Source organism: Desulfurobacterium thermolithotrophum DSM 11699 (genome assembly GCF_000191045.1).
Taxonomy (GTDB): domain Bacteria; phylum Aquificota; class Aquificia; order Desulfurobacteriales; family Desulfurobacteriaceae; genus Desulfurobacterium; species Desulfurobacterium thermolithotrophum.
Window position 1 is genome coordinate 411,585 of sequence record NC_015185.1, and the last position, 13,582, is coordinate 425,166.

Sequence of the window (13,582 nt, forward strand, 5' to 3'; positions counted from 1 at the left end):
TTTAGAAGTTCTCCTTCATAAAGGAGTAAAGCTTTATAAGTTTTCCTATTAAAACTTCAAAGTCTTCCAAATTCAGCATGTTAGCTCCATCAGAAAGAGCTCTTTCAGGTTCAGGATGAATTTCAAAAAAGAGCCCATCAACTCCAATAGCGATAGCCGCACGAGAAAGATACGGGACAAATTCCCTGTCACCTCCACTAACTTTCCCAAGCCCACCGGGTCTTTGAACTGAATGAGTAGCATCAAAAAGAACTTTTACCCCAAACTTTTTCATTATTGGAATAGAACGAAAGTCAACAACTAAGTTATTGTAGCCAAACGTTGTTCCTCTTTCAGTTAGTAAAATCTCTGAAGCACCACTTTTTCTTAATTTCTCAACAACATTTGCCATATCCCAAGGTGCCATAAACTGTCCTTTTTTTACATTTACTATTTTCTCTGTTTTTGCAGCAGCAACAATAAGATCAGTCTGGCGGCACAAAAAGGCAGGAATTTGGACTATATCTACAACTTTTCCCACAATTTCTGCCTGCCAAGGTTCATGGATATCAGTAGTTATAGGAAGTTCAAATTTTTCTTTCACTTCGGATAAAAGTTCAAGTCCTTTTTCTATTCCTGGTCCCCGATAAGAATCGATTGAACTTCTATTGGCTTTATCGAATGAAGCTTTAAAAATCCACATGTGCTTAGGGTATTTATCCTTTAATTCCCTTATTTTTTTTGCTACTTCAAAGACTGTATCTCTATCTTCAATTACACAGGGACCAGCAATTATGAGCATCATTCCTCCAGCTTTTCAATTTCTGAAATCTTATTTATTCTTCTTTCATGTCTTCCACCATCAAATGGAGTCTCAAGCCACACCTTTACAATTGCTTTTGCTAATTCTTCCCCTAAAATTCTTCCACCAAGACATAAAACATTTGCGTTGTTGTGTCTTTTGCTCATCTCTGCTGAAAACACATTGTAACAAAGGGCTGCTCTAATTCCCTTTACTTTATTAGCTGCAATGGAAATCCCAATTCCCGTTCCACAGATAAAGATTCCTCTATCTGCTTCTCCATTTACTATTCCTTTGGCAGCCTTATAGGCAAAGTCAGGATAATCTACAGATTCTTCTGAATAAGTTCCATAGTCGATATACTCTATTCCAAGTTCCTCAAGGTAAGCCTTAATAGTTTCCTTTAAACGAAAGCCACCATGATCACAAGCAAGAGCTATCTTCATTCTCAGCCTCCAGGTTTTGTTTGGAGTTCAAATTATAGATTCCCGAAATCTAATTACTTTAGTTTCTCTCTTAATGTTCCCTCAGTAACAGGCCCCATGAGAACTTCTTCTATATGTCCATCCTTAGTAATAATAATTGAAGGTGTTGCAAGTATTCCAAATTTTCTTGCAAGTTCTGGCTTTTCAGCAATATTAACCTTGATAAACGCAACTTTCTTAAGTTCTTTAGAAAGTTTCTTTATTACAGGATCAATAAATTTACAGGGACGGCAATTTGGAGCATGAAAGTAAATTACTCCTTTTCCTCTCTTAAGTCTTAAAAACTCACCTTCTAAAATGGGAAGTTCCTGTCCTCTCATTCTCTTTGATTTGAATTTCCAATAAAGCCTCAAGCCAAAGACAAAAGTAAAATATGAGACTAGGAGAACAAAAATAATATCAAAAAATATTGCAGCTATTTTGTAAAGGGTTTCCACTTCTTCCTCCTTCTATCAAGTCGTTGTCAAAATTGTACTAAACAGAGGAAGAAGTGGCTTTACTTACTCATTATTTTTCTTTAGCTCTTCTTTAAGTTTTATTAAAGTTTTGACATATTCATCTTCTAGCTCTAAGACTGGTGCTACAAAAGGTTCATTATCTAAAACTTGTTCACTGTGCTTTGCAAAGAAAACTTTTTTAAAGATATCTCCACTATCTGAAAGGTACTTCTCTGCTTTTTCTATATCGCTTTCTTTTCTAATTTTATTAACAAGAAGATAAACATTAGGAATACCTATCTGCTTAGCCAATGTAGCAGTATGTTTAGCAACTTGGATGGAGTTAAAAGTATAGTCTGTTACGACAACACAGTGTCTAAAGCCTTTTGAGAGAGCTCTGCCAAAATGTTCTACTCCAGCTTGAGTATCCATTATGATAACTTCATTTTTCCGTAGGGAAATATATCTTACAACAGCATCAAGTAGTGTATTTTCAGGACAAAGACAGCCAGTTGCTGCTTGAACAACAGTTCCCATTACCAACACACTAATATTATCTGTAACCTTTATTCCAAATTTATCTACTACATCGTCAACATCAGGAGTAAGACTTAAAAAGAGTCCCCATGATGAGCCTGGTCTTGCCCCAGTTTTTTCCTCTATATAGTCAAAATTGTGGGACAGTGGAACTATTTCCTTTGCCTTTTCTTCATCTAACCCTAAGGAATAAGGTAAGTTCATCTGAGGATCTTCATCTATAGCAAGAACTTTATATCCATCTTTTGCAAAAAGATGAGATAAGATAGCCGAAGTAGTTGTTTTTCCAACGCCTCCTTTTCCAGTTACGACAACTCTAAATTCTAAGTCTTTATTTTCCATTGAAGACTTCTCTTTTAACTCCTTTGCCACTTCAACAAGTTTTTTCTTGCTTTTACCTGCCATTTTCTAAACCTCTCCTTAATTCAGTAATATTGTGTGATAACATATATTTCCTTTTACATTCTGGACACAATTTCTTAAAAGTATCATCAAAGTGTAAAGCATTAGGATAAACTTTAGTAAGAACTCTACTTACAAGTTTTTCTGATGCAAAGTACTTACCACATTCTTCACATTTTTCTAGTTCTACAGTAGTATTACTCCAAGAAACAAAAATTCTTTTATTGCCTTCCTCTTTTACTGTTATGGCATCAGTTGGACAAATCTCAACACATGCCTTACATCCAGAACAAACATTACTAGGCTCAAAGTATGGAGTATTTACTTTGGTTTTATGTCCTCTATTAATAAAGTTTATGGCACCATATCCCATAACTTCGTTGCAAACCCTTACACAAAGACCACAGAGAATACATTTATTGTTGAGAGGATCATCTTTTTTGTACTTTTTCTTAAATCTTGTAGACTTTACACCGTATTCTTTTGCAAGTTCCTTTATTTTTTCTGCTTCTAGAGCTTGTGCCAAATAGAGCTCAATTAACATTTTTCTATGTCTAATGATTTCTGGTGTATCAGTTTCAACTTTTAACCCTTCTACACATGCCAGAGAACAAGATGTAGTAATACCAGGTCTTGCACCTTCCTTTACCTCTACTATACATATACGACACGAACCATAAGGTTCAAGAAATTCTTCATAACAAAGAGAAGGTATTTTTATACCGTTTCTTCTAGCAACGTTTATAAGCATTTCTCCCTTTTCTGCTTCATATTTTTTTCCATTTATATAAACGCTTACAAGCTCCTTCATTTTCCACCACCTATTCCTTCTGAAACTTTTCTAACGGCATCAAATTTACACACTTCCAGACAAGCTCCACATTTAATACATGCCGACTGATCAATTACGTGTGGTTTCTTCCTTTCTCCATAAATAGCGTTAACAGGACATTTTAATGCACATACGGTGCAACCTTTACAAGCTTCCTGAATAATTACGTACTGAATTAAGTCCTTACAAACCTTTCCAGGACAACGTTTATTAACAACGTGTTCTATATACTCTTCGTAAAAGTACTCAAGTGTAGTAAGCACAGGATTAGGCGCTGTTTGTCCAAGACCACATAATGATGTTGTTTTAACGGTTTCTGAAAGTTCTTTTAGAGTTTCTACATCTTCTATGGAGGCTTTACCTTTTGTTATGTTATCAAGAATTTCGTACATGTGAGTTAGTCCTTCCCGACATGGAACACATTTTCCACACGATTCATCTACAGAAAAATCGAGGAAAAACTTTGCCGTATCTACCATACACGTATCTTCATCCATTACTACAACACCACCAGAACCCATTATAGAACCAACTTCTGCAAGGTGTTCATAATCTACAGGTGTATCAAATAGCTTAGAAGGAATGCATCCTCCTGAAGGACCTCCTGTTTGTACAGCTTTTATCTTTCCTTTTTTGGTACCGCCTCCTATATCGTAGATAATTTTTCTGACAGGTGTTCCAAGTTCTACTTCTACAAGTCCAACGTTTTCAACTTTTCCAACAAGTGAAAAGACTTTTGTACCTGTACTTTTTTCTGTTCCAAACTTTGAAAACCAATCTCCTCCCTTCTCTACTATGATAGGGATATTACTCCATGTTTCAACGTTGTTTATATTGGTGGGTTTTCCCCACAAACCTTTTTGAGCAGGAAATGGTGGTCTTGGTTTAGGTCTTCCAGCCTTACCTTCTATAGAAGCTATAAGTGCAGTTTCTTCTCCACAGACAAAAGCACCTGCACCTTTGACTATTGTTATATCAAAATCAAATCCTGTTCCAAGAATATCTTTCCCAAGAAAACCAAGACTTCTTGCATCGTCTATTGCCTTCTGTAATCTTTCGATAGCTAACGGATATTCAGCTCTTACGTAAATAATGCCTTCGTTTGCTCCTATTGTGTAACCACAGATTATCATTCCTTCTATTATCATATGAGGGTCAGATTCCATTTCGTTTCTGTTCATGTAAGCACCGGGATCGCCTTCGTCAGCGTTGCATATTACGTATTTCACGTCACTTTTTTCTTTCTTTGCAAATTCCCATTTAAGACCAGTAGGAAATCCAGCTCCTCCTCTTCCTCTTAAGCCTGATTTTTTTATTTCCTCTATAATTTCATCAGGATTCATTTCTTTAAATGCTTTAAAAAGAGATTTGTATCCACCTACTGCAATGTATTCTTCTATATCTTCTGGATTTATAATACCTGAGTTTCTTAAGACTAATCTTTTTTGATATCTGAAGAAATCAATTTCATTCCAAGTTGGAATTTCTGGAAACTTTTCTCCATAATCTATAAAAGAAGTAATGTGATCCCATTTATCTATCTGGAAAAATACCTTGGGAAATTTGTATTCGTCATCGGCAATTGTTTTTAATATTTCATCTACATCTTCGGGAGTAACTCTATGAAGAACTACTATGGCTTTACCAGGAATTTTTATATTTACAATAGGTTCTTCTTTACAAAAACCAATACAACCAGTTTTAGAGAGCTCTACTTTATTTTCTAGTCCAAATTCCTTTATTTTTTTCTCTAATAGATCGTATAAAAGAGCTCCACCTACAGAAATGCCACAAGTAGCAAGTCCTACACTAATACGTATCTTGTTTTTTGGTTTAAGCTTCTTTAATCCTTTTTCTGCTACCTTTTGTAAATCTTTGATAGAAACTATTTTCATTTTTCTCTCCATCCATATTCCTTAAGTATCTTAGGAAGATCATTAACCGTAACGTAACCATAGATTTTGTCATCTATTCTGATTACAGGTGCCATAGAACAGCATCCAAAACATCTTGCAGCAGTAAGAGAAAAACTTCTATCGTGAGTGGTAAGGAAAAACTTAGAATCTTCAGAAACTTCATCTTGTTTTATTCCAAGAAGACGTTCTAAAGTTTTTATAAGTTGAGGAGCTCCCTTTACATGACAAGGAGTTCCTGTACAAACACTGATGATGTGTTTTCCTACAGGCTTTAAGTTAAAAAATGAATAAAATGTAGCAATACTATAAAGTTGAGAAAGAGGTATATTGAGCTTTTCTGAAACGTACTCTAGTGCCTCTTTTGAAAGATATTTATTTTTTTCTTGGATATCTTCTAAGATACTTATAACTTTTCCTGATGGATTTTTATATTTTTCGATTATTTCATCTATTATCTTTTTATCTATTGTTTTTTCCATTTTTATTTTACTCCTTGCCTAAATGTGTGAAAAGATAGAAAGGGGAGAAAGAACCTCCTCCTTTAAGCCCTTAATTAAATACCTAAAGCTTTTCTCTTAGATTCTATATGGTCAATTAAAGTTTTTGCTGCCTTGATAGGATCTGGCTCTATGTAGAAAGCACCACCTACTATATTCATTGCATCCTTTGTTAGAAGTTTTGTTACCTCTACGCTTCCTACAGTTGGAGGCACTATTCCAAGGTGGGTAAGAATTCCTGATGCAACAAAGTAAGTTCCTATACATACAGCTTTTTCTGTCATTGCCTCTGGTGCAGAACCTGCAAGAGGAAGGTCTGAAATATCAACTCCAAGGTCTCTTGCCATAAGATCTGCAAGAACTAACATCCTTGAACAATCGACACAGGAACCCATGTTAAGAGCAGGAGGAATACCTAATGCCTTGCATACACTCTTTAATCCTTCTCCTGCCTTTTCTGCATATTCTGGCAAGAATATTCCGTGCTCTGCACATGCAGTTGCCCAACAACCAGTTCCTATGATAAGAATATCATTCTTGATTAGTTCATCTGTAAGAACTATGTGATTGTGGTTATGTCTTATCTTTGCGTTGTTACATCCAACAATTCCAACAACACCACGAATTTTTCCAGAAACTATTGCCTCTTCAAGAGGTTTGAGAGTTCCTCCAAGCGCTTCTAAAATGGCTTCTACTGAGAAACCTCCAATAGCTTCTGATTTACCTTTAGGAATTTGAACCTTGTCTTTATTTCTGTTAGGGAAGTTTTCTACCGCTATTCTTACAATTTCTCTTGCTATTTCATCAGCTCTCATTTCATCAAACTTAACATGAACTGCTCCTGGGAAAGTAGCTAAGCTACTTGTATCTATAATCTTTGTATGGAAACATCTAGCTACATCAACTAACGAAGGCATGATACACTGAACGTCAACTACCATTGCCTCAACAGCACCTGTAACGATTGCTAATTCCTGCTGAAGGTAATTTCCTGCTATTGGAGTTCCATGTCTCATAAGGAGCTCTAGTCCAGTACAACACATACCAACAGCATTTATACCTTTTGCTCCATATTTTTTCGCTAATTCAATCAGTTCAGGATCTTGAGCTGCTTCAATGATTTTCTCTGAAAGAACAGGCTCGTGACCGTGTATAACAATATTTACATAGTCTTCTTTTAAGACACCTAAATTTGCCTCTCCTTTACCTATTTTTGGAGTTCCAAATAGAATGTCTTGGAATTCTGTAGCAATAAGAGAACCTCCCCATCCATCTGCAATGGAAGTCTTTATACCATGGGCTACAAGGGAAAGAGGGTCATGATCAACTCCCATGGTAGTTCTATGCATTGATTCGACGATTTCTCTATCTATATTTCTTGGTGCAACACCTGTTTTCTTCCATACTTCTTTTCTTTTTTTGTTTGCATATGCATCTGCAAATTTAATTATTTCTTCATCTTGCTTACTGAAATCTCCTAAAGCTATTTCTACTAAATCTTTTGCTATTTCTTCTGCTTTTCTTCCTTCTACCGGTACCCCAAGTTTTTTAGCAACATCTTTAAGTTTCTTTTCATCCTTAATAGGATAAGGAGTTCCATGCTCTAACGTTTCCTTTAGGGCTAAAACTACATGTCTTCCATGATCTGAGTGACCAGCAGCACCGGCAGCTATAGCTCTTACCAAGTTTCTTGCTACTATTGTTTCAGCTGTTGCTCCACAAACTCCTTTCTGAGGACCATTTCCAAATGGATCAATTCTACAAGGTCCCTGCATACAAATCCTACAACAAACTCCAAGCTGACCGTATCCACACTGTGGAAGCTGAGCTTTTAATCTGTCCCAAGCTGTTTCTATTCCTTCTTTTTCTGCCTTTCTTATCATTTCCTGTGTTGCTTTATCTATGGACTTGTCCTCAGGTTTCCAATCTTTAAGCATTTTACTTACCCTCCACTTTTTGATTTCTATTAGGATGCTTTTATAGATATTTAGGATTCATTTGATCTTTTAAGGTTTTTGTAACTATTTTCGTTACCTCTTTTCTTCTTTCTCTTATTAAGTCATTTACGTCTCCAAAGGTGAGAGTTCCAGTTTTACAAGCCTCAACACATGCAGGTTTTTTGCCTTCTTTTTGTCTATCTATACAGTTATCACACTTTACATTTACACTTCTTCGGACAGTATAGGTTTTCTCAAAAGTTATAACACCGAAGGGACATGCAATAGCACACATACTACATGCTATACACTTTGCTGGATCTACCAACACAGATTCTGTTTTTTCGTCTCTTGAAATTGCATAGGTAGGACAGACTTCCATACATGGGGCAGGATTGCAGTGTCTACACTTGTTAGGGAATGTTAGCAAGTCCTTACCAACTTCTACATGAATACGCGGTTTAGAAATAACTTCTTCTGAAAGCATAGAAAACAAGTCCTTTGACAAAGAGTGCTCAATGGCACATGCTATTTCACAGTGTTTACAGCCGATACACCTTTCAGAGTTTACAAGCACTGTGTTCATTTTTGTCCTCCTTCTTACCTCTTCTCAATTTTAAAAGTTTATAAAAAAAAAGATTGTGTCAAGAAATATCTCTAAAAAAAGAAAAGTGTAAATAATTTTTATAAATCATCTTATTGAATTGTTAATAAACAAACTACGGTAATTAAAAAAAATATCACTTTCCTTTCATTTTTAGAATTAGTTGAGAATATTAGATTTAAAAAGAGTAATACGGTGATTCAAAGTTCTCTTTTCTTCTTAACTTTGGTTTATCAGAGAAGAAAGAAGAAAAAAACATTTTTTATCTTTTGCAAAATTTATTATATTTAGCATTATAATAAAAGAAATAAAAACATTTTAACCAAATATATTTTGGTCTACATAATTATAGTTAACTAATTCCAAATAAGAACTACAAGTAAAGAAATAACAACAGCAAAAACCACATTTAAAATAAACCCTATCCTTATCATATCTCTTTGTTCAATTTCTCCAGTTCCGTAAACTATTGCATTTGGAGGAGTTGCAACCGGAAGCATAAATGCACAGGAAGCCGCGATTCCGGCAGGAAGAGCCAGTTCATAGGGAGATAAATTCATTTGTGAAGCAGTAGTTATAAGAATCGGAATAAAGATTGCAGCTGTTGCAGTATTACTCATGAGTTCAGTTAGAAAGATCATAAAAAGAACAATTGAAAGAACAACTAAAATATGAGGCAAATATCCGATGTTTTCCGTTAAAATCCTTGCTATAAACTTACTCGTTCCTGTAACTTTTAAAACGTGAGATAGTGCAAGACCTCCACCAAATAGATATAAAGTTCCCCAATCAGTCCCTTTGTTAATTTCTTCCCAGTTTACAAGTTTGAAGATAAAAAGAAGAATAACAGCAAGAACAGCTACAACTGCATCAAAGTACTTATGAATTTCCATAAAAGCAGCAATTTTTTTGCTAAAGAGCCATAAAGTAGCAGTAACAAGAAAAACCAATAAAACACCTATTCTTTCTTTTGTCATGGGAAGGACAAACTTTTTAATCGTTACTTTTTTTCTTAAATCAGGCTTAAAGTAAAGGTAAAGAATGAGAAATAGAAAAGGAAAAAGAATAAGGACTGCTGGTAGTCCAATCTTTAACCAGTCAGTAAATCCCATTCCGAGATTTGCAGCGGTTATCCCGTTAGGAGGACTTCCAACAAGAGTTGCTATTCCCCCAACACTTGCAGAATAGGCAACTCCTAAAAGAAGAAAAGTCTTAAGTCTTTTGTCATCAGAAACCGTTTTGGCTATTCCAAGAGCCAGTGGAAGCATCATTGCCGTTGTAGATGTATTGCTAATCCACATAGAAACAAAAGCAGTTGCAGTAAAAAGAAGAATAGTTGTTTTAAAAAGAGAACCTTGCGAAATTGACACTATCTTAAAAGCAAGGAGTTTATCCAATTCGTACTTTTTAAGAGCAGTTGCAAGTGCGAATCCACCGAAGAAAAGAAAAATAATTGGATGAGCAAAGGAAGAAAATGCGCCTTTAACATCTAATATTCCCAAAAAAACTGCTAAAACAGGAATAGAGAGCGAGGTAATTGCTAAGGGGATTGCTTCGGTTATCCATAAAATAGCTGCAAATGCTAAAACTGCAAGTCCTTTTTTTATTTCAATTGGAAGAGGAATTGATGGAACAAAGAAAATAAAAATTACTATAAGAAAGGCAAAAGTCAAACTTATTAAACGCTTCATGATTATTCCCCTATACTTTATTTAAATATTATTTTAATTCAATTTATGGTACGTTTACTGTATGGTTACAACTCTTAACATATTGGTTGTTCCTGGAACGCCTGTTGGAGCTCCAGCAAGCACTATTATTTTATCTCCTCTTTTTACTAAGTTTTTTTCTTTGGCAACTTTTATAGATTCTTTAATAATTTCATCTGTAGACTTAGCTAATGTGGTAAGAAATGGCTCTACACCCCACACAAGATTTAATCTCCTATAGGTTTCAATATCATGTGTTACTGCATAGATGAGAGTGTTTGAAAAATCATCCAGACAAAGAACAAAACTCCCATGTTAAAGAGGATAAACTTAGCTAAAACAAACAGTTGAGCTATATGAAAGCTCTTTGTTCTCTCGTAACTTCCAACATCCTGCTTAACTTCTCCAAAAATACTCTCTATCAGTCCTCTAAACCTGTAAATTTCATCAGATTCTAAAAGCTCTTTGCATTTAAGCCTAATCTCAGATTTAATTCCCTTCCTTAATGTTTCTCTCACCTTTATGTAAGGCTTTAAGCCTACTAACAGAACAAGCTCAATAAACTTAATGCTGTCATAAGCTTTGTCTCCTAAAAATGGCTTTCCTTTCAAAGCTCTCCATATAAATCCCCTTTCGTTTAACCACCTAACTATTTTCTCTCCAAGTTTCACTTCCGAAGCGTAACTCTCTCCAGGTAATGCAGTAAGAATGAACCTTTTTCCATCTTTTAGATGAACGCTTAATACAACAACTTTAACGTGGCTTTTTACCTCCTTTATCTCTTTGCCTCTTAGAATTTTCAATGGATAAATCTCATTGTATTTGAAGCCAGTTCCATCTATTATCAGAAATCTTAGTTCTTTATGATACTTCCCTAAGAGTCTTCGAGAGACAAAGTTCAGAAAATCTACAAGGAGAATGGAAGGTAGTTGCTTGAGTCGGTAATAATAGGTTGAAAAATCAGGAATATTCTCTCTTCCAAATATCTGAACTGCCAAATATTCAAGGTCTCTGAATGATAGGTTCCAGGCTACTTGGAGAAAAAGAAGGGTAAGAATTATCTCGTCAGGGTATTTCTTGGGTCTTCCTCTTTTGGTTTTAAAAGGATATAAATATACCAGTACAGCCTGTCCTCTCCGGTTCATGTATGTTTTTGATAGGTTGAGTACTTTGTGGAAATTTAGTCTTTTCGCTTTCATACCGGAGAGGATAGGCTTTTTTCTTAATTTTGGCAATTTTCAAACACCCTCCTGCATAGATAGGAACAGGAGGTCTATATTTTGCAACTGCTAAGGCAGAAACACCACTTCGTGTAAATGGAATAATTGCTTTTACTTTCACTTCTCTTGAAAGATTACAAGCAGACTTTGCAAGGGAATCCTGCAAGGTTTTAGCGGGCATATCCATATAACGCTTGTATAAGTAAATTTTCTCAGCTTCAAAAGCAACTTTTGCCATTGTTCTTATAACTTTTACTGGATACTTTCCAACTGCTGTCTCTTCTGAAAGCATTAGAGCATCTGTTCCATCCAAAACAGCATTTGCTATGTCTGTAACTTCAGCTCTTGTTGGAGATGGAAGATCAACCATAGATTTAAGCATTTGAGTTGCAGTTATGACAGGTTTTCCTACTTCATTTGCTTTTCTTATAAGTTGCTTTTGAATAACGGGAACTTTTTCAATAGGGAGCTCTACTCCTAAGTCTCCCCTTGCAACCATTATTCCATCTGCAACTTCTAAAATAGAATCAATGTTCTTAACGGCTTCAGGTTTTTCTATCTTTGCAATGACAGGAATGCTTTTTCCTAAGCTACTAATTAATTCTTTTAGCTCAATAACATCTTCAGCTTTTCTAACAAAAGATAAAGCAATGATGTCAACACCATTTTCTATTCCAAACTTTACATCTTCTTTATCTTTTTCAGTTAAAGCCGGAACTGAAAGTTTAGAATGGGGAAGATTTACACCTTTGTGAGAAGTTAAAGGTCCTCCAACCAATACTTCACAAATGATATCTTTATCCTTGACTTCCTTAACTTTTAATCTAAAAGCACCGTCTGCAAGAAGAATTACCTCTCCCTTCTTAACTTCTTTATGAAGGTTTGGATAGTTAACAACGATTTTTTCTTTAGCAGACTTTCCAGTTGTTAAAACAATTTTTTCTCCTCTATGAAGATAGAAAGGCTCTTTTTTTATTTTTCCTATTCTTATTTTTGGACCACATAAATCCATTAAAACGGGAATTGGCTTACCAACTTCTTTTTCTACTTCTCTAACAAGTTCTATTTTTTTTCTATGTTCTTCGTGTGTTCCGTGAGACATATTCAGTCTTACAACGTTTAGTCCATATTCCAGCATTTTCTGTAAAATTTTTTTATCCGAAGAGCCAGGTCCTAAGGTAGCCACAATTTTTGTCTTTTTTCTCATTGCTTTGTGAGGGTGTTTGAAAATTGCCAAAATTAAGAAAAAAGCCTATCCTCTCCGGTATGAAAGCGAAAAGACTAAATTTCCACAAAGTACTCAACCTATCAAAAACATACATGAACCGGAGAGGACAGGCTGTACTGGTATATTTATATCCTTTTAAAACCAAAAGAGGAAGACCCAAGAAATACCCTGACGAGATAATTCTTACCCTTCTTTTCCTCCAAGTAGCCTGGAACCTATCATTCAGAGACCTTGAATATTTGGCAGTTCAGATATTTGGAAGAGAGAATATTCCTGATTTTTCAACCTATTATTACCGACTCAAGCAACTACCTTCCATTCTCCTTGTAGATTTTCTGAACTTTGTCTCTCGAAGACTCTTAGGGAAGTATCATAAAGAACTAAGATTTCTGATAATAGATGGAACTGGCTTCAAATACAATGAGATTTATCCATTGAAAATTCTAAGAGGCAAAGAGATAAAGGAGGTAAAAAGCCACGTTAAAGTTGTTGTATTAAGCGTTCATCTAAAAGATGGAAAAAGGTTCATTCTTACTGCATTACCTGGAGAGAGTTACGCTTCGGAAGTGAAACTTGGAGAGAAAATAGTTAGGTGGTTAAACGAAAGGGGATTTATATGGAGAGCTTTGAAAGGAAAGCCATTTTTAGGAGACAAAGCTTATGACAGCATTAAGTTTATTGAGCTTGTTCTGTTAGTAGGCTTAAAGCCTTACATAAAGGTGAGAGAAACATTAAGGAAGGGAATTAAATCTGAGATTAGGCTTAAATGCAAAGAGCTTTTAGAATCTGATGAAATTTACAGGTTTAGAGGACTGATAGAGAGTATTTTTGGAGAAGTTAAGCAGGATGTTGGAAGTTACGAGAGAACAAAGAGCTTTCATATAGCTCAACTGTTTGTTTTAGCTAAGTTTATCCTCTTTAACATGGGAGTTTTGTTCTTTGTCTGGATGATTTTTCAAACACTCTCAGTTCATTAAAATGAAACAAAAAGAATTAT

The 13,582-nt window shown here is 35.2% G+C and carries 14 protein-coding genes; 1 reads left to right on the forward strand and 13 read right to left on the reverse strand.

The features are described 5' to 3' along the window. Position 1 precedes the first annotated feature (1 nt). From kdsA to pyk, 13 genes are all read right to left on the reverse strand, one after another. Positions 2-781: a 3-deoxy-8-phosphooctulonate synthase gene (gene kdsA, locus DESTER_RS02100; RefSeq protein ID WP_013638023.1), complete on the reverse strand. Its 780-nt coding sequence runs from the start codon at positions 779-781 to the stop codon at positions 2-4. Next, positions 781-1,227 carry a ribose 5-phosphate isomerase B gene (gene rpiB, locus DESTER_RS02105; RefSeq protein ID WP_013638024.1) on the reverse strand — a complete coding sequence of 149 codons (447 nt, stop codon included), beginning with the start codon at positions 1,225-1,227 and terminating at the stop codon, positions 781-783. Before rpiB ends, kdsA begins: the two co-directional genes overlap by 1 nt. Before the next feature lie 53 nt (positions 1,228-1,280). Continuing rightward, complete coding sequence (locus DESTER_RS02110) at positions 1,281-1,703, reverse strand: thioredoxin family protein (RefSeq protein WP_013638025.1); 423 nt, start codon at positions 1,701-1,703, stop codon at positions 1,281-1,283. Positions 1,704-1,766: 63 nt separating this feature from the next. Continuing rightward, a complete protein-coding gene (locus DESTER_RS02115) occupies positions 1,767-2,645 on the reverse strand; it encodes an ATP-binding protein (protein ID WP_013638026.1) in 879 nt (292 codons plus the stop codon). Then, positions 2,635-3,453, reverse strand: coding sequence for a 2Fe-2S iron-sulfur cluster-binding protein (locus DESTER_RS02120; RefSeq protein ID WP_013638027.1), 819 nt, complete (start codon positions 3,451-3,453; stop codon positions 2,635-2,637). The genes DESTER_RS02115 and DESTER_RS02120 overlap by 11 nt, the downstream gene beginning before the upstream one ends. Further along, positions 3,450-5,369 carry an NADH-quinone oxidoreductase subunit NuoF gene (gene nuoF, locus DESTER_RS02125; protein ID WP_013638028.1) on the reverse strand — a complete coding sequence of 640 codons (1,920 nt, stop codon included), beginning with the start codon at positions 5,367-5,369 and terminating at the stop codon, positions 3,450-3,452. The genes DESTER_RS02120 and nuoF overlap by 4 nt, the downstream gene beginning before the upstream one ends. Next, positions 5,366-5,869, reverse strand: a complete 504-nt coding sequence (locus DESTER_RS02130) for an NADH-quinone oxidoreductase subunit NuoE family protein (RefSeq protein WP_013638029.1) — start codon at positions 5,867-5,869, stop codon at positions 5,366-5,368. The genes nuoF and DESTER_RS02130 overlap by 4 nt, the downstream gene beginning before the upstream one ends. Positions 5,870-5,943: 74 nt before the next feature. Further along, positions 5,944-7,824, reverse strand: a complete 1,881-nt coding sequence (gene cooS, locus DESTER_RS02135) for an anaerobic carbon-monoxide dehydrogenase catalytic subunit (protein ID WP_013638030.1) — start codon at positions 7,822-7,824, stop codon at positions 5,944-5,946. A gap of 40 nt (positions 7,825-7,864) precedes the next feature. Next, positions 7,865-8,410 carry a 4Fe-4S dicluster domain-containing protein gene (locus DESTER_RS02140; protein WP_013638031.1) on the reverse strand — a complete coding sequence of 182 codons (546 nt, stop codon included), beginning with the start codon at positions 8,408-8,410 and terminating at the stop codon, positions 7,865-7,867. A gap of 374 nt (positions 8,411-8,784) precedes the next feature. Further along, the gene (locus DESTER_RS02145; protein ID WP_013638032.1) at positions 8,785-10,119 is read right to left on the reverse strand and encodes a DASS family sodium-coupled anion symporter; all 1,335 of its coding nucleotides are present in this window, start codon (positions 10,117-10,119) and stop codon (positions 8,785-8,787) included. Positions 10,120-10,173: 54 nt separating this feature from the next. Then, positions 10,174-10,359 (reverse strand): pyruvate kinase alpha/beta domain-containing protein, encoded by a 186-nt coding sequence (locus tag DESTER_RS02150; protein ID WP_041737335.1) that lies wholly within the window; start codon positions 10,357-10,359, stop codon positions 10,174-10,176. 35 nt (positions 10,360-10,394) lie between these two features. After that, positions 10,395-11,336, reverse strand: coding sequence for an IS5-like element ISDeth1 family transposase (locus tag DESTER_RS02155; protein WP_244829548.1), 942 nt, complete (start codon positions 11,334-11,336; stop codon positions 10,395-10,397). Further along, on the reverse strand, positions 11,236-12,594 hold the full coding sequence (gene pyk / locus DESTER_RS02160; protein ID WP_244829550.1) for a pyruvate kinase: 1,359 nt from the start codon (positions 12,592-12,594) through the stop codon (positions 11,236-11,238). Before pyk ends, DESTER_RS02155 begins: the two co-directional genes overlap by 101 nt. On the opposite strand from pyk, the gene DESTER_RS02165 reads away from it, so the two are divergent. Next, positions 12,588-13,562, forward strand: coding sequence for an IS5-like element ISDeth1 family transposase (locus DESTER_RS02165; protein WP_013638034.1), 975 nt, complete (start codon positions 12,588-12,590; stop codon positions 13,560-13,562). The two genes, pyk and DESTER_RS02165, sit on opposite strands and share 7 nt — an antisense overlap. Positions 13,563-13,582 lie beyond the last annotated feature (20 nt).